This is a genomic window from Legionella navarrensis, from assembly GCF_052527415.1.
In genome coordinates this window covers 139,845-157,031 of sequence record NZ_JBNVZR010000002.1, presented here as the reverse complement: position 1 = coordinate 157,031, position 17,187 = coordinate 139,845, and the positions used below count along the sequence as shown (strand labels likewise).

The following is a 17,187-nucleotide window of genomic DNA, read 5'->3' as shown; positions in this document are numbered from 1 at the left end:
ATGGATTTCTCTCATGACGCACCTCGCCCGATTTTCACTCTTTGATAACGACAAACGTGATTTTTACAGCACCGGCGTCACACTGGAACATATCAGTGAGCGGGTCGAAACCAGAAAAAAGGATTTCCGCTTTTTAGCGAAAAACAAATCCCTGATTGAGCAGGAATTTCAGCACCTGCTGGTCACCCTGCAAAAACAGCATAATACCCGCGAGGAGTTCTGGAACTATCTGTATTATTGTTGTCTGATGCTGGAAGCCTATTATCAGGCTTATGATAACAAGCTCAAGACTGAGGAATACAGTAAGTCGGCTGAGAAAATTCGTCAATATATGGCCACTGGGCGTATGCCGACAGCTGTGGAAAAGCCTTGTTGGTTTATCACCAGTCTGGGGCGACAGGTTGTGGCTGAGTTTTCAGAACTCTTTGATACGCCTCAGCACCTGTCTAAAATTCGCAATAAAATCGGCGTGCTGAACATCTACCGTATTTACTGGGCTTTCTGCCGAACCATGCTGACCGCGGCATTGTTGATGAACAACAGTACAGGCTGGATCGACAGGCTGGGCAAGCTGCTGCATAAAAAAATTGATGTTGACAAGATCATCAAAGTTCTGGAAAAACCTAATGAAGTATTCCGGGCCTTAAGTGTTGGATTTTTTGCCGCCCGGTTTATGCTGAACGCCCTCATGGTACTGAAACACACCTTTTTCCCTGAGGCTGAAGAACAGCAATTGACGCGCATGGAACGGTTTTCCGGTGAAATGAAAAAGCGATATCCGGATTTTCTGAACGATGTCGTATGGGGTACCGTTAACGGTGTGAGTAACTACGCGCCCTATCTTCACATAGCCGCACCCATTGCCGGCTGGCTCACGGGGGGCTTTCTGTTTTTTGACGTACTGTTGTTGCTCTGGCGTCGACATCTGGCAGAAAAAGACTACTCAACCAAAAAAGCGCAATACCTTGCTGATCTGGCGCACTACGAAGCAATGATTGCCGCTGCGGCCGATAAAAACGAGTGTGGGCTGGCGATTCAACAGTGTCAGATCATCAGAAAACAGTTGAGCGAGCTCGATATCACCTGGCAGGCGACAAGCGCCAGATTTCTCTTTAACGCTGGTGCTGCTTTGCTCCTGGCCAGCGGTTTTTCCGCTTCGATGCTGTTTGCTCCCGGCGTTATGGTCGTGCTTGCCTACGCCGCCTGTGTGTTTGCGGTGGCCATGTATCTGTCGGACGCAGAATACCACAAATACAAGGAAAGCAAATTACGCCTGAGACATGCTGAGTTGAACAATGAAGATGTGACGGCTGCAATGAAGGCATATCGCACCGCCCGTTATGAGTTTGCCACCACGCTGGCTAAAAATGCGATCATACCCGGACTGATTATTGCAGCCTACGCCATTTGCTGGCAGGCGGCATTGGTTTTGACGGTTGCCTTTATCGCCTACGAACTGACCATGGCGTACATGCGACACCGGGCTAAACAGGAGGCCATCAGGCAGGCTGCGGGTGAGATAGAGCAAAGTGCTAATGTATTACCGCTGGATACGGATTTAAATTCTGATTCTGATGCCGATTCGCAAGAAGAGGAAAACGACCACCTGTTGCCCTCGTCTTCGTCTTAATAGGCAGCTGGCTCCTCGAGGCCACCAGTGCTCTATCAATATTCAATCCTGGGGTAGGGTGGGCAAAGGAGCGAAGCGACGTGCCCACCAGGCATTGGCACAGAGCACAACCATGGTGGGCACGTCGCTTCGCTCCTTTGCCCACCCTAGCGCTGTATTTAATGTTGTCGTGCCACAAATATAATCAATCTTCCGGATACATGGCATTGATGGCCGCAATATCCCCGGCGCTCAAATGATTTCGCTGACCAATCACCACACTCTCATCATAGGGAATGATGGTTTTCATGCCATTACTGGTGAAGGCGTAAGGACCATAATGCATGATGGAATCGTAATCGTAGCTGCCAAAATCCTTGCCATCACTCAGCTGCTGCTCAAAGTTATCCCGTTGCTCAGGAATAATATTATCCCAGACGATACGCACGTGCTGATTCCTGTCAGCCCGTGACTGCTCGTGCCACAGGCCAATGGCGTGACCAATTTCATGAACGCTGTTCATGGTGTTGCACCGAGGAGCCAGATTAATAATCTGACGTCCACCCTGGCGACCTACGTAGGATGAACAGGTGGTGCCTCCGGCGGGTATGAAATACAGATAATCCTGATAATCCTGGCGATTTTTAGAATTGAGCTCCACGAACTCCAGGTGAGTGTGTGCCTGCAAGTGCGCAATGGCCTGAAACACAGCCAGCTTGTTGATAAAGGGCAGGTCTTCGCTGATTTCAAATGGAATAATACCATTTGCCCAGCGGGCTCCGCCTACTTTGGGACGCATCACGGCACCCGGTTTGTTGAGCTCATCGAGTCTGCCGATCAGGATATCGCCTTCGGCCATGGCGTAACCATTTTTTTGTTCAAAATAAACTGTGCGTTGACCCGATATGGGGTCGTGAACGTTGATTTGATCGGCGAGGCTTGTGCCGGCTATCAATACGAGAGGTAAACTGGCGAGGGTACGCAAGAGTTTCATTATCATCATCCTTATGGTAAAGAAAGGTTGATTGTACCTGAGGATGATGATGTTTCGCCATGGATCTCATGTATGATTCAGTATAGTTCCCCGGATTACGGCTACGCCTAATCCGGGCTACAGCAACTACGGAGACGGTTTTGATCCCGGTTGTTGCTCATCATCTCTGGGTGCGAATATATTTCCTATTGAATCCCAGAATCCAAAGCCTGAAGGTTTCCCCGGCGATTTTTTCTCTGGGCTGTCCAGACTGATTTCGGTTAACGTTTCTTCTGGTTCATGCGCTGGGGAGCTCATCGGTGTATGAGGGGGAGCTGACTGCAAAAGCCTGATTTCTTCCTGCGTTAATATTTGAGGCATCTGCTCCCTGCTTGAAGACGGGCGCGTTTGTTCGTTCAGTCTGTCGAATGTTTCTCTCTCCTCTGGACTCAACACAATTGCTCCCATGGACTCCCTTATTTTTTCCAGTTCTTCACGAGTATAGATTAGTATTTTGCCGGTTTTCAGCATGTTGTTCTCCTTGTGTTATATCTGTCGTATATTTGGCCTTTGCCCGCGAATAGTAACCAAAAGGCAATGGTATGCAAAGACAATTTCAATAAACCCTAAAGTTCTGCTGAGAAATGACGATTACAGTCAGGAGCGTTGTCGCCAATAATAAAAACAAGGAGAGGGCAATGAATAACAACAACTCTTTACAAGATGCGTTTCTGACCGAACTGTGCAAAGGCAAGGTTCCGGTCTCGGTTTTTCTGGTTAATGGTATCAAGCTGCATGGGGTTATTGATGCCTTTGATCAATCAACTCTGATGCTGAAAAACTCGATAACGCAGATGGTGTTCAAGCATGCAATATCGACGGTGGTTCCTTCGAAGTTAATTCACCTGCCCCCTGTTGAATGATGTCGATTTATGGCAAACTGGCTGCACTTTGTTTAATTGGCAGTCTATTTTGTTTGATCGTCCTCAAGGTGGTGAACGCGCCATTTTAGTGCAGCTGGCTCTTCCTGGCCTGGATACTGAAAAAGCCCTGGCCGAATTTGAAGAACTGGCTGTCTCCGCTCAGGCTGAGGTAGTGGCCCGTGTTCAGGGGACGCGCGCGGTTCCTGAACCCAAATATTACGTTGGTCTTGGCAAGGCGGAAGAAATCAGAGAACTGGTTCTGGCACACGAAGCCGGGCTGGTACTGGTTAATCATGAGCTTTCCCCGTCTCAGGAACGTAATCTGGAACGCCTGCTGCAATGCCGCGTGGTTGGCCGCAGCGGTCTTATTCTGGATATTTTCGCTCAGCGCGCCCGTACCTTCGAGGGCAAGCTGCAGGTGGAACTGGCGCAGCTTGAGCATTTATCCACACGCCTGGTGCGTGGCTGGACGCATCTTGAGCGGCAAAAGGGCGGTATTGGTCTGCGTGGGCCTGGAGAAACCCAGCTTGAAACCGACCGACGTCTGCTGCGTGAGCGGATCAAATACATTAACAAGCGCCTGGAAAAGGTGCGGCGCAGTCGGGATCAGAATCGTCTGGCCCGTAAGAAGGCGTCCATGTTTACGGTATCGCTGGTGGGATACACCAACGCCGGAAAATCCACCCTGTTTAATGCCCTGACCGGCGACGATATTTACGTGGCCGATCAATTGTTTGCTACCCTCGACCCTACCATGCGCAAGCTGGCCCTGCCTGGTTCTGTTCCGGCCATTTTAGCCGACACGGTTGGTTTTATCCGCGATTTACCGCATCAGCTGGTGGATGCGTTTCGCGCAACACTGGAGGAAACGCAGCAGGCAGATTTACTGCTGCATGTGATAGATGTGTCGGATCCGGACTGGCGTGAGACGGTTAATGCGGTGCAATCGGTTCTAACAGAGATTGGGGTTAATGATATTCCTCTGATTCAGGTCTTTAACAAGATCGATCAAAAAGAGGGGTGGGCTCCCAGGCTTGATCAACTGGATAATCACTGTAAGGTCTGGGTATCGGCCAAAAGTGGCGCGGGTTTGTCTTTGCTGACAGAGGCCATTGCGACACAGCTGCATGGGCGAGTGTTCGAGGAAGAGGTGTATTTGTCCGTGCAACAGGCTAAACTGCGGGCACAGCTGTATGAGATGGGCGCCGTTTTAACGGAAACGCTGGATGAAAACGGCGGCTGGCACCTGCGTATCAGGCTCACCGCATCACAAAAACAGCGCTTTTTCCCCTTATCTACCATTTGACCTGTATCCGTTCATCCCGGATTACGCTTCGCTAATCCGGGCTACCATCAGATGCATTGTGCCACACACAGCATGTAGCCCGGATTAGCGTCAGCGTAATCCGGGAGAAAGGTCATCAACATCCAGCAAAGGTGTTGTCTCATCCTGACCTGAGCTCGATCTGCCAAAGAATCGCTGCTTCAATGTCGTATGATAATCTCGAACATCGTCGTATCCTGCCAGAATCTGAGCCGGCTCCTGGCCGGGAAAACCAGCTGTCTGCTGGTCTATTTCTGCCTGCAGCGGTTTGACACAGGCCAGATGAACAATACCGGCTATGAGGGCTGGAATCAGTCCAATGATTGAGATAGCCAAAGCAAAGGGCAGGACCAGCACAATGGCTAATCCGGTATGGATACTCCGGTCGTCTGGATGTTGTCGTTCATCGTCTTCTACAATCTTACCCAGAATGCGCCAGCCGCCCTGGAGCCACAGAAGTCCATCCACCCAGTTTTCCGCATACTGATGCGAGGCTATCGTGTTGCGCAGCGTATTCGTCATCATTTCGTACAGATCGAGGACATCTTTAGTACTGGCTTCACCCAGACCCAGAAACAGATTCACTTTCTGGGCCGGATCGCTCAGGAGTTGGTTCACGATCACCTGCCACTGGGCTTTCCAGAGCCCGGGCGGAATCATGGCAATATAGTGCCTCATAAATACATCGAGCGCCTGAATATTATCAAGCCTTGTTTCCGCCAGCCTTTGCATGAGTTCTGGTCTTTGTGCCAGTGATTCAAAACAGCGCCCGAGAAATGCATTGAACTGGTCCGTACTCAGCTCATTCAGGATGACATAGAGTTCCTCATCATCAAATTCTGCCAGCTGATCAGGTCTGTCTGCCAGTATTTGAATAACCGACTGACGACTGGTCTTACGCTGAACACGTTCCAGAACGCTTCTCACGTTACCGATTTGATGGGGCTCAAGCGAAGGTATCATGCGAATAAGCGCATCCGCATCACCCTTGTAGCGGCTAAGGAAGTCTGACAGGCCATCTTCGCCAGGAATGAGCTGCATGCGATGCTCTTCTGTGATCAGCCGCCATACCCGCGGGGAGTTATCGAGGGCCGCAAGCACACGCAGCAAAGCATCCTGACTGGCAATAAACTTATTAAGTCTTTCAGACGTAAGAAGTCTGCTCAATAGTCGTTTATCACCCCGCTCCAATGGAAATACTCGAATCAGATGAATCAGGGTGTCTTCCGAATCAATATAGTCACTGATAGCGGTAACGTCTTTCAAATCCCGTAAAAACGCTGTGGCATCATCATCCAGTGCCCGTAACAGGCCGGAAAATGCGCCTGGCGGAGTCAGCAGGGCATTCAGATGCTCTCTCCCGACAGTGCTCAGGAATGTCGCCCGGTACCTTGTCGGGATACGTTGCAGAGCGGTTCTCAGCGACTCCGTATCAGGTAATACCTCAGACATATCATAGTGGCGAAACTGCCCGGATACGTTCATGGTCTGGTAAATATTGAGCAGTTGTTCGAACAAGGGCTGCCCCATCTTTTCTTTGGACTGGGAGGTATTCGTCGAAAAGCTTAAGCTGGAACTGGGTTGAGTTGAGCCGGTTTTAAACATGAGAAACTCCAGGCGTATAGAGAAACATTCATTCAACATAATGAACCCACGTCATCCTGAACGTAGTGAAGGATCTCCTGATTTTGTCTCAATGCTAAACAATTTGAGATCCTTCGCTACGCTCTGGATGACGTACGTAGATAGTTGCGTTTATACCCTGAAGTTCTATCTTGTGTCGAGAAGTGTTTTAGTTGCTCACTTCAGATGCCAGGCGATGTGACATTGTTACTTCATCGCCTGATTGAGACTTGCCAGAGTCTGGCCGCCGTAAAGGGTGTCGGCCAGCTCGCCTTTGGGATTAAACACAAAGGTGACCGGAACGCCACGGATATAACCAAGTCCCAAATCCGGGCCGGGATCCCTGCTTAATGCCGGGTATTGAATGCCCACCTTGCTCATCAGGCTCTTTTGCTCCGCAATCGGCAGGCCATCAAAATTGACCGCATACAAGGCTGCCTTACCTTTCTGTTGCTGGTAAAACTGATTTAACTGACCGATTTCATCGAGGCAGGGCTGGCACCAGCTGGCCCAGTAGTTAATGAAAACCCATTGCCCGCGCAGGCTGGCAAACGATGTATTTTGACCATCGAGGCGGGTCAATATGGCAGATGAAGCGTGAGACAAGCCAAACGTAAGTATCAACAGCAAAAATATAAAACGACGCACGTGAACCCCTCCGGATATTTTGCACCAATCATATCATGATTTTATAACAAGGATTTTAAAGATGGCCATATATTATCCAGAATTTTTATCTGCGCCTGCTGATTAGGGTGCAGGCCATCGGACTGCATCAGATCCGGGTTACCTGCCACACCCTTTAGAAACATGGGGACCAGGGCTACGGAATATTGGTGGGCCAGATCCTGATATATCTGATTAAACTGTTCGAGAAAGACCGGGCCGTAATTAGGAGGCAGCCAGGTCGCCAGCAGCAAAACCCGGGCGGATTTTTTGTCGGCGAGCTGGATCATGGCCGCGAGATTACGTTTCAGGTCGCTCAGAGGCAGGCCACGCAGGCCGTCGTTGGCACCCAGTTCAATGATCACTATCTCGGCCTGACCGGTCGACAGATAACGGGTCATTTTGGCAAGGCCGTTCGCACTGGTATCACCGCTGGCACTTAAGTTAACGACCTGCCAGTCGCCCTTTTCCTGCTGCACGCGCTGTCTGAGCAGACTGACCCAGCTGCCTTGTTCCTCAATGTTGTGCGCCGCACTCAGGCTGTCTCCGATCACAAGAATAGTTTTGGCGTAAAGAGGTGTTATGATTAATAGTAACAACAGGGAAAAGAGGGCGTTACGAGTCATGAATCATCCTGGCAGTATCATTCGTCTGGTCAACGTGAAGTATAGCATTTTGATCAACGGGGAACAGTTATCGGTTTTGAATGGAGTCAATCTGAACATTAACCGCGGCGATACGGTGGCGATTACCGGGGCATCCGGTTCGGGTAAAACCACGCTGCTGAGCCTTATGGCAGGTCTTGAGCGACCGACGTCCGGGCAGATCTTTCTGGATGGTGAGGATATCAGCCAGATGGATGAGGATCAGCGGGCTCTCAGACGTGCCGGACAAATCGGTTTTATTTTTCAGTTTTTCCAGCTGCTGCCCAATCTGACGGCCCTTGAAAACGTCATGCTGCCGCTGGAAATCAATCGCATGAGCAATCCACGTGCCACCGCCCTGGCCATGATTGAGCAGGTAGGCCTGAGCGAGCGCGCCCGGCATTATCCCTTACAGTTATCCGGCGGTGAACAGCAGCGCATCGCCATCGCCCGTGCCTTTGTAACGACACCTGCCCTGCTCTTTGCCGACGAGCCCACCGGTAATCTGGATAAAAAAACCGGATTGTCCATTATCGATCTGCTGTTTCAGCTGAATCGCGAGCATCAATCCACCCTGGTCATCGTCACCCACGATGAGACCCTGGCCAATCGCTGCCAGTATCACTGGCCACTGGTAGATGGGCAATTATCATGTTAGCCCTGCCCATGGCTCTGCGTGCTCTGCTGCGCGACTGGCGCAGCGGCGAGCTGACCTTGTTATTCATGGCTCTGCTGATAGCAGTCAGCTGCGTTACAGCTTTGACCGGGCTGAGTCATCTCATCGATTATCAGCTGCATCGACAGGCCGGACAAATGCTGGGAGCCGATGCTCTGTTGACCAGCAAGGCGCCAATCCCGGCTGCCTGGCAGCAAAAAGCCCGCGCCCTGAATCTGGAGCAGGGCATCACCCTGTCGTTTTCCAGCATGGTTGAGCATGAGCAGCGCCTGCAGCTGGCTCAGGTCAAGTCAGTTCAATCCAGCTATCCCCTGCGTGGTCAGGTGAGTATCGCTTCCTCCCTGACGGCAACGGCACAACCTGTTAAGGGCATTCCAGAACCAGGCAGGGTCTGGGTCAGCAAACGCCTTTTTCCCCTGCTGGGTATAAAGCCTGGTGATGCGATCAGTATTGGTCTGGCCAGCTTTCAGGTAGACGCGGTGCTGGTTGAGGAGCCTGGTCAGACGGGCGACTGGTTTCAGCTTGCACCACGTATCATCATGAATCAGCAGGACGTTGAGAAAACGGCTGTGATTCAGCCCGGCAGCAACGCCACCTGGACCTGGCTGCTGGCCGGATCACCATCTGCCCTGGCGCAAATCAAGGCCGCCTTACGACCTTTTTTTACGGAGCAGCAATGGATAGACAGTCAAAGCAATAACCCGCTGGTTCAGACCATCGAACGCAGTAAGCTGTATTTGAATATTGGCACCTTGATGAGCCTGGTTCTGGCCGGGGTCGCTATCAGCATGGCCAGTCTGCGCTATGGCAAGCGCCGCCAGCAGCAGGTGGCTCTGCTGCGCTGCCTGGGCGTCCGTCAGCGCGGTGTCCTGGCCATGTATCTCATCGCGATCACGCTGCTGGGTTTCATCGCATCGTTGATGGGCGTGGTTCTGGGGTATGCTCTGCAGCCGTTGCTGGTGCACTGGCTGAGTGGCCTGCTGCCGGGCGTCGAGGCGCCGTTCAGCCTGAAACCAGCCTTGCTTGGGGTGGCGGCAGGGCTGTCCATTTTACTGTGCTTTACTCTGGCCAATCTGCTTGCTCTGTCTCAGGTCAGCGCTATCCAGATTTTTCGCCAGCAGCAGCCCGACTGGACCCGCGGTGCCTCGGTCAGCTACGCTTCGGCTCTGCTGTTTCTGGCGGTATTTGCATATTGGTACACCCAGTCCTGGTTTCTGACGGTTCTTGTTTTGCTTGCCTGTGCCTTCTATGCTCTGCTGGCCCTTCTGTTCCTGATTCTGGGAACGATGCTGATGGCTCGTCTGAAACCTTATCTGCCGCTGAGCTGGGCCTTTGGCTTCAGCAATATCGAGCGTAATCTGGCTAACAGTAGTCTGCAGGTGCTGGGCATAGGCCTGTCGCTGACGGCGGTGCTGGGACTGGTCTTGTTGAAAAATACCGTAGTACGTGACTGGCAGGAGCAATTGCCTCCCAACGCTGCTAATTTTTTTATAATTAATATCGAGCCGGAACAGGTGGCGGGTCTACGCCAGTACATCAGCCAGCAGGGGGTGCCCTGCTGTGATATGTATCCCATGGTTAAGGGGCGTTTGGTCAGCATCAACAAGGTTCCAGTGCAGCAGATTTTTGGCCCCCGGCTGTCACGCATCAATGCCCTGCAGCGAGATCTTAACTTTTCCTGGACCGCAGCGCTGCCGCTGGAAAACCGTCTGGTTTCAGGGCAGTGGGGTGGTTCGGATGACTGGATCAGTGTGGAGCAGGGCGTAGCCAGTCAGCTTGGTCTGAAACTGGGTGATACCCTGGGATTTCGGCTGGGTGATGAGCTGATTTCGGCGCGGGTGAACAATATCCGTCAGGTGAACTGGTCGAATTTCAGGCCTAATTTCTTCATTCTGTTTCGGCCTGGCATGCTGGATCATTTGCCGCAGAGTTTCATCACCAGCCTGTATATTTCGGAAGAGCAGCAGGCCATTTTGCCTGGTCTTATCAAACAGTTTCCCAATATCAGTCTGATTGATGTCGCCAGTCTGATTAAAAAAGTCCAGGCTGTTTTTATCAGTGCAGGAAAAGCAACGGGTCTGCTGGCTCTGTTTGCTCTGCTGGCGGGTATTATCATCGTGATCCTCTCGCTTCTGAGTTTTCAGGATTTGAAGCGTCAGGAAATCCGGGTTATGAAAGTTCTGGGGATGCGGCAGCGTGCCTTGTTGTGGCTGAGCAGTGTGGAGTCGGCTATTATCGGTTTTTATTCGGGTCTGCTGGCGGTTTGCAGCGCCCTGTTTATGAATTATTATCTCGTCATGTACATGGGCATGCGTTTTTCCGTACCCTGGCTGTTGCTGCTGGCGGTACCCTCTGTGACGGCACTGGCGACCCTGAGTATCAACAGCCTCCTGGCCTGGTTTCGCTATCGCTATGAGCGTATTTGAGTTTGTCCAAAAAAACTCCTATCTTTATAGGAATGCGGAGAGGAGAGCAATCATGAGCACGATACACGTAAAAGAACTGCGTGACGGGATATTGATGCGCGAAGGTGCTGGAGTAAAGCTGCATCGCTATATCGGTGCGGACAGAAACAACGACTGTGATCCCATTCTCCTCTTCGATTATTTCGACAGCGATGATCCGATGGACTTTATCGGCGGATTTCCACCGCACCCCCACAGAGGCTTTGAAACAGTAACCTACCTGCTGCATGGTCAGATACAGCACGAAGACAACCATGGCCGGCGAGGTCTGATTGGGGCTGGCGATGTGCAGTGGATGACCGCTGGCCGAGGCGTTGTGCATTCTGAAATGCCGGTAGCGGACAGCAGGCGTCTGGCAGGATTGCAGTTCTGGCTGAATCTGCCCGCGGCCAGCAAGATGGGCGAGCCCGGCTATCAGGAATTTACCGCGAATGAATTGCCCTTTGACGACTACGATAACGGCATGCGCATCAAAGTCATGGCTGGAAAAAACGCATCAGGTACGCAATCACCCCTGACAGGCATTGCAACGGCACCCTTGTTTTTTGATGTTTCGCTGCCGGCTGGTGAGACGTTTCGTCAGGCCATTCCCCTCAGCCACCAGGCCTTTGTGTTTGTGCTGGAAGGCGATATTCAGATTGAAGGCGACGTGGTTGGCAAAGAGCAGCTGGCCGTACTGGAGCAGGGATCGGATCTCAGTATCGTTGCAGGCACAATGGATGCTCGTTTTTTACTGATCGCGGCAAAAAAAATCGAGGAGCCGGTTGCGCGGCTGGGGCCTTTTGTAATGAACACTGATGCCGAGATAGTCCAGGCTTTTGATGATTTTCGTAACGGCCGCTTTTAGCGGAACAGGGCGATATCATCCAAATGGAACGTTATTGTTCTCCCCGTGCAGTCGGAGCTTTTGTCCAGTAGAGAGGTGTGCCTGCAATCAATATTTTTCACGTAATAATTTCTTAAGCCTTAAGGCATATACTATATACAGGCATCTGTAAAACCATAGGAAGCCGGATAAATTCGAGGGCAAGACCATGACAACACCATTCTGGCAGATTAAAAATAAACGCTTTATGACGCATCGTCCAATGGCTGCAGGTGACCTGCAGGCATCGCTTCGCGATTTCAATAGAGGGCTCAACTTTACGCGCCTGAATGGTCAGAGCCTGCTTGAGCTTATGGTGCAGAAGCTGGGTGTAAGTCGAGCTGAATTTGAAACAGACGAACTGTATATAGATCATGTTCAGCGAAACGTAACAACCGCACATTTAGCTGAAATAATTAAGGAACAATTATTTCCCCGTTTTGCTGATCAGCCTGGGCTTCAACAGGCCTATTGCGAGACATTACTTAAAACCCTGCATCAAGGGGGGTTAATGTGGGCTGCTGCCCAGTCATTAAAAGATAAAAGGCAGGTTGGGGTTGCCGGCTACTTTGCTGGTACAGATAATATGCAGCAACAAGTGAACCTGTTTGAGCGGGATGGTGAAATTTATCTTGATGAAAGTGTCAACCTGATGGGGCTTGCCGTGCCGCCGGGCCGCAATTTAGTACCAGTCCATAATCAAGACAACTCACCAGTATTAAGCATTAAAAGCCGAATCCAGCTGAGACCAGCGGGCAATGGAAGAATGGAATACAAACACACCGATCTTGCCATGAACTACAACAATCCAGTAGTGCAGTCAATTTATGATGAGCGAGGTCTGCTCGATAAAATCAGAGATTTCTTCAAATCTCTGTTTAAACAAAATGGCATGGACGAATTTTCGCTGGACGATGACGCTGAAAACGCGCCAGCGCCGGGACCCCGTTAATTTGTGCAGGTCGGACCAACAGGCTCCCTTCGCCCTTATCCAGGGGGGGAAGGGAGCTATCTTGTTATTTCTTCTCATAGACCGAATGACAGTGCGGATCGTAAGTGCATATAGTAATATTTTTGCTCATTTCTGTTGGTTGAGATCCTCAAATACGGTATACTTGCTTTTTTGAATACACTTTGTTCAGTGAGTAGCATGGTTTCTTCGTTATTGATTGGTTTGATTTTTGTTTTCAGCCTGGTTTGTGTCTGCGCCATGCTGTATAAACTACAGGGTCAGCGCCCGGTTTCCCTCTCCTTTGTTGATTACATCAAGCTGACCGCCAGTGGCGTCATCGCGTTCATTGCCGATGCGCTGGGCGTGGGCAGTTTTGCGGTGAATGTGGCGCTGGCCAAACTATTGTCGACCTTTTCCGACGATGAATTACCAGCCGTTAATAACGGCGCCCAGGTGATTCCGGGCGTGATCGAAGCCCTGTTTTTTATGAAACTGGTCGACGTTGATGTGGTGACCATGGTCACGCTGGTGGCCGGCACCTGCATCGGCGGCCTCATTGGCGGAAACGTGGTCAGTCATTTGAGCCGACAGGCCATCCGCCTGGCGATGTCTGTCTGCTTTGTGCTGTTGATTGCCCTGCTGCTCAGCCATCAACTCCACCTGATGCCCAGTGGCGGCAACGTGGTTGCTCTGACGGGCTGGAAGCTGGTGGCAGGCTTTATCGCCATGATCGTCTGCGGTGGCCTGACATCGGTAGGTATAGGTTTGTTTGTGATGGTGCAGGGGGTTTTGTTTTTGCTGAACGTATCACCCGTGGTAGCCTTTCCTATCATGACCGTGGCTGGCGCGATGCAGCAGCCCCTGACCACGATGGTATTTTTGTATCAGGATAAAATTCCTCTGAAAAAAACGCTGATCCTGAGCCTGTCGGGCTGCCTTGGCGTGTTCATTGCCATGCAGATTTTTTCGCATTTGACCGTGAGCTGGCTGCACACCCTGCTGTTGTTTATCCTGATTTACAATTTTTACGCCATCACTCGCAGCTACCTGCGCAACAGACCCCGCCGAAGCGGACGTAGTGATAGTTCGCCTGTTTGTGGCACAATACCCGGCTGAAATAACAGATGCCATTTAAAAAGGGTTAATGATGGAAGAGCCGATTAGTAAATCGCAAAAAAAACGTGATGCCGACGCCCTGCAAAAACTGGGTGTCGAGCTGGTAGCCCTGCCCCAGAGCAAGCTGGAAACACTGCCACTGACCGATAGCCTGCTGCGGGCCATACTCGAAGCCAGAAATATCAAAAGTCATGGCGCCATGCGTCGCCAGGCACAGCTGATTGGCAAGCTCATGCGCTCGGCCGACAGTGAAAATATACGGGCCGCCTACGACGCCATTCTGGAAGAGGGCAATTCACAGACAGCTGCCTTTCATGCGCTGGAACAATGGCGTGATCGCCTGATTCTCGACGACAAGGATACGCTCACCGCGTTTATTGAAGAGCATCCTCAGGTTGACGTGCAGCAACTGCGGCAACTGCTGAAAAAAGCCGTTGAGGAAAAAAAGAGTGGGAAACCGCCGGGTGCCGGTAAAGCCCTGTTTCGTTTTTTAAGGTCCTGTCTATAATGAATTTTCCCCTGTTTATCAGTTGCGCCAAAGGTCTGGAATACCTGCTGGAAGCCGAACTCAAGGCTCTGGGCTTAATCATAACCCGCGTCAGTCCGCATGGCGTTTATGGCGATGCCAGCCTGACGGTTCTGTATCAATTATGTTTATGGTCTCGCCTGGCCAACCGCGTGCAGCTCGTCCTGTTCAGCGGCCAGGCGCATGAAGAGAAGGGCCTGTATCAGCTCTGTAATCAGTTCCACTGGCAGACCGTCTTTCGTCCGGATAATACACTGGCCATCGAATTTCACGGCAGTTCAGAGCATATCCGCAATACCATGTTCGGCGCTCAGGTGGTTAAAGACGCCGTGGTCGATCATTTCCGCAGACTCAGCGGCCAGCGGCCCACGATTGATCGTGAAAACCCCGATGTCCGTCTGCATGCTCATTTGAAAAATGACACGCTGACCGTCAGCTTTGATCTGACCGGTTACAGCCTGCATCAACGCGGTTACCGTACTCAGGCGGGCGAGGCACCCATCAAGGAAACCATCGCCGCAGCATTACTGATGCGGGCTGACTGGCCCAGACTGGCCGAAGAAGGCTATGCCCTGCACGATCCGTTTTGCGGTTCTGGCACCCTGGTGATCGAGGCCGCGATGATGGCCAATCATGTGGCACCAGGCCTGTTGCGTCATGATCAGTCGTTCATTCACTGGGTTCACCACCAGCAGGGCCTGTGGGATTCTCTGCGTGCTCAGGCTCTGCAACAGGTCAGGCCGGGCAAGGTGCCTTTATTGGGCAGCGACAGCAGCGCCGCACTGATTAACATGGCGCGCGCGAATGCAGAACGTGCCGGGGTCGCTCCCATGGTAGAGTTTGTCTGCCAGGAGCTGGCTGATTGTCGTGCCACGGCTGAAAAGGGGCTGCTGGTCTGTAATCCTCCGTATGGTGAGCGTCTGGGCGATGAATCGAAGCTGATCCCTCTGTACCAGCAGCTCGGCAGCGTGGCGCATGGGCATTTTCAGGGCTGGCAGGCTGCGTTTCTAACGTCCAGTCCTATGCTGGCCAAGGCGGTAGGTTTGCGCGCCGGCAAGCAATACACCCTGTTTAATGGTGCGCTGGAGTGTAAGCTGTATTGCATTACTATTAACCAGGAAAACCAGCTCAAGAACAACACGGGTCGTGAAACGCTGTCCTCCGGTGCTCAGATGCTGGCCAACCGTCTGAAAAAAAACCAGCAGCATTTGCAGAAATGGGCGAAACGGGAAGGCATTCATTGTTATCGTGTGTACGACGCTGATTTGCCGGAATATGCCTACGCCATTGATTTATACAATGACTATGCCGTGTTGCAGGAATACGCGGCTCCTGCCAGCATCGACACGCAGAAAGCCGAAAGACGCAGTCTCGAGGTGCGTCAGGTGGTGCCGGTTGCGCTGGGTATTGCGCCGGACAGACTGGTGGTCAAGCAGCGCAAACAGCAGAAAGGAACATCTCGGTATCAGAAAATGGATCAAAGCCGACATACCATGCTGGTGCAGGAGGGGCGGGCGACCCTGCAGGTGAATTTATACGATTATCTGGATACGGGTCTGTTTCTTGATCATCGCCCCCTGCGCCTGCGTTTTGCCCGGTTACCAGCGGGCACGCGCTTCCTCAATCTGTTTTGTTACACGGGAACAGCCAGTGTGCACGCCGCTTTAGCGGGTGCGGTGACCACCAACGTCGATTTGTCGAATACCTATTTAAAATGGGCTGAAGAAAACTTCCGCCTGAATCGCATTAATACGGCGCGTCATCAGTTTGTTGCTTACGATTGTCTGGCCTGGCTGGAATTATGCCGCGATAAATTCGATGTAATCTTTCTTGATCCGCCAAGCTTTTCTAATTCCAAGCGCATGACCGATACGCTGGATGTGCAGCGCGATCAACGGCGTTTGATTGACGGTGCAATGGCCTTGCTGGCACCGGGCGGGGTGTTGTATTTCTCAACCAATCTGCGCCAGTTCAGGCTGGACGCTGAGATAAGCGAAGCGTATCAGGTTAAAAACATCAGTGCCGAGACGATTGATCTGGATTTTAAACGTAACACGCGCATTCATCAGTGTTATGCAATCCAGGCGAAGTAAGTTGGGCGACCACAGTTCCGCTCCCTTCTCTCTGGTTAAGGGAGAAGGGTTGGGGATGAGGGTCATTTCATCAGATACATCGGGACGTCGAAGTGTGCACGAACCCTTTATTTTACGAGTTTAAGAGCGCTGAGGCAGACTTATGGCTCCTGTTATCAGCCAGGATCACCCTCATCCCCGGCCCTTCTCCCTTAACCAGGGAGAAGGGAGCTGTACTGTCTAAACCAAATCCGTACGCTCTTTTTCCCCATGCATTTCATCCCGCAGAGCCGGCATGCGCCCGAACATGAAAAAGACTTCTGCGACCAGGAACAGTGGCGCTACCAGTGCCTGAGTTACGCTGTCCATGAAGGCTGGTTTGCGCCCTTCAATCAAATGACCGGTTAACTGTAAAATCCAGCCGACCACGAAGGTAATGAAAAACATCCACAGGGCAAAACGGGTGGGGCCGGCGTAGCTGATCAGCGAGCTTATCCACAGCATCAGGCTGAATATGGGCAGCAGACACAGGCTGAGGCGCCAGTTCAGACGGAAATAATAAACCAGTAAAACCACCGTGCTGATGTATGCCAGGTTGGTGCTGAGTACGCCGGGTATCACCAGCTGCACAAACCCAAGCAGTATCATCATGCCGAACAGGATCAGCGGGATGCCCGCCAGATGCGTATACAGCGTGGCTTTGCTCTGGTGATATTGGCCGTAAAAACGGGCCTGATCCAAAAAAGGTGTCAT

Annotated in this window: 16 protein-coding genes; 10 read left to right on the top strand and 6 right to left on the bottom strand. The window is 51.6% G+C overall.

The window, feature by feature from the left end:
• Positions 1–13: 13 nt before the first annotated feature.
• Positions 14–1,630, top strand: a complete 1,617-nt coding sequence (locus ACQUTA_RS02415; RefSeq protein WP_444986594.1) for a hypothetical protein — start codon at positions 14–16, stop codon at positions 1,628–1,630.
• A 184-nt stretch (positions 1,631–1,814) separates the two neighbouring features.
• Here the strand turns inward: ACQUTA_RS02415 and legP are convergent, their stop codons facing one another.
• Positions 1,815–2,603 (bottom strand): Dot/Icm T4SS effector Zinc-dependent metalloprotease LegP, encoded by a 789-nt coding sequence (gene legP, locus ACQUTA_RS02410; protein ID WP_444986593.1) that lies wholly within the window; start codon positions 2,601–2,603, stop codon positions 1,815–1,817.
• Between the two features lie 126 nt (positions 2,604–2,729).
• Entirely contained in the window at positions 2,730–3,113 is a 384-nt protein-coding gene (locus ACQUTA_RS02405) for a hypothetical protein (RefSeq protein WP_444986592.1), read from the bottom strand.
• Positions 3,114–3,280: 167 nt separating this feature from the next.
• Here ACQUTA_RS02405 and hfq point away from each other — a divergent pair, with 167 nt between their 5' ends.
• Complete coding sequence (gene hfq, locus ACQUTA_RS02400; protein ID WP_444986591.1) at positions 3,281–3,505, top strand: RNA chaperone Hfq; 225 nt, start codon at positions 3,281–3,283, stop codon at positions 3,503–3,505.
• A gap of 49 nt (positions 3,506–3,554) precedes the next feature.
• The gene (gene hflX / locus ACQUTA_RS02395; RefSeq protein WP_444986665.1) at positions 3,555–4,811 is read left to right on the top strand and encodes a ribosome rescue GTPase HflX; all 1,257 of its coding nucleotides are present in this window, start codon (positions 3,555–3,557) and stop codon (positions 4,809–4,811) included.
• Positions 4,812–4,901: 90 nt separating this feature from the next.
• On the opposite strand, the gene ACQUTA_RS02390 is transcribed toward hflX, so the two are convergent.
• The 3 genes from ACQUTA_RS02390 to ACQUTA_RS02380 all read right to left on the bottom strand — a co-directional run bounded on the left by ACQUTA_RS02390 (position 4,902) and on the right by ACQUTA_RS02380 (position 7,744).
• Positions 4,902–6,434 carry a hypothetical protein gene (locus tag ACQUTA_RS02390; RefSeq protein WP_444986590.1) on the bottom strand — a complete coding sequence of 511 codons (1,533 nt, stop codon included), beginning with the start codon at positions 6,432–6,434 and terminating at the stop codon, positions 4,902–4,904.
• Between the two features lie 225 nt (positions 6,435–6,659).
• On the bottom strand, positions 6,660–7,100 hold the full coding sequence (locus tag ACQUTA_RS02385; protein ID WP_444986589.1) for a TlpA disulfide reductase family protein: 441 nt from the start codon (positions 7,098–7,100) through the stop codon (positions 6,660–6,662).
• 41 nt (positions 7,101–7,141) lie between these two features.
• Positions 7,142–7,744 (bottom strand): arylesterase, encoded by a 603-nt coding sequence (locus ACQUTA_RS02380; RefSeq protein ID WP_444986588.1) that lies wholly within the window; start codon positions 7,742–7,744, stop codon positions 7,142–7,144.
• Between ACQUTA_RS02380 and ACQUTA_RS02375 the strand changes: the two genes are divergently transcribed.
• From ACQUTA_RS02375 to rlmKL, 7 genes are all read left to right on the top strand, one after another.
• A complete protein-coding gene (locus ACQUTA_RS02375) occupies positions 7,743–8,420 on the top strand; it encodes an ABC transporter ATP-binding protein (RefSeq protein WP_444986587.1) in 678 nt (225 codons plus the stop codon). The genes ACQUTA_RS02380 and ACQUTA_RS02375 overlap by 2 nt on opposite strands.
• On the top strand, positions 8,414–10,864 hold the full coding sequence (locus ACQUTA_RS02370) for an ABC transporter permease (protein WP_444986586.1): 2,451 nt from the start codon (positions 8,414–8,416) through the stop codon (positions 10,862–10,864). Before ACQUTA_RS02375 ends, ACQUTA_RS02370 begins: the two co-directional genes overlap by 7 nt.
• Positions 10,865–10,916: 52 nt before the next feature.
• Positions 10,917–11,750 (top strand): pirin family protein, encoded by an 834-nt coding sequence (locus ACQUTA_RS02365; RefSeq protein ID WP_444986585.1) that lies wholly within the window; start codon positions 10,917–10,919, stop codon positions 11,748–11,750.
• A gap of 187 nt (positions 11,751–11,937) precedes the next feature.
• On the top strand, positions 11,938–12,720 hold the full coding sequence (locus ACQUTA_RS02360; protein WP_444986584.1) for a hypothetical protein: 783 nt from the start codon (positions 11,938–11,940) through the stop codon (positions 12,718–12,720).
• Between the two features lie 258 nt (positions 12,721–12,978).
• Positions 12,979–13,836 (top strand): sulfite exporter TauE/SafE family protein, encoded by an 858-nt coding sequence (locus ACQUTA_RS02355; protein ID WP_444986664.1) that lies wholly within the window; start codon positions 12,979–12,981, stop codon positions 13,834–13,836.
• Positions 13,837–13,867: 31 nt separating this feature from the next.
• Positions 13,868–14,344, top strand: a complete 477-nt coding sequence (gene yjgA / locus ACQUTA_RS02350; RefSeq protein WP_444986583.1) for a ribosome biogenesis factor YjgA — start codon at positions 13,868–13,870, stop codon at positions 14,342–14,344.
• The gene (gene rlmKL / locus ACQUTA_RS02345; protein ID WP_444986582.1) at positions 14,344–16,455 is read left to right on the top strand and encodes a bifunctional 23S rRNA (guanine(2069)-N(7))-methyltransferase RlmK/23S rRNA (guanine(2445)-N(2))-methyltransferase RlmL; all 2,112 of its coding nucleotides are present in this window, start codon (positions 14,344–14,346) and stop codon (positions 16,453–16,455) included. The genes yjgA and rlmKL overlap by 1 nt, the downstream gene beginning before the upstream one ends.
• Positions 16,456–16,674: 219 nt before the next feature.
• Here rlmKL and ACQUTA_RS02340 read toward each other — a convergent pair whose 3' ends face one another.
• Complete coding sequence (locus tag ACQUTA_RS02340) at positions 16,675–17,187, bottom strand: Mpo1 family 2-hydroxy fatty acid dioxygenase (protein ID WP_444986581.1); 513 nt, start codon at positions 17,185–17,187, stop codon at positions 16,675–16,677.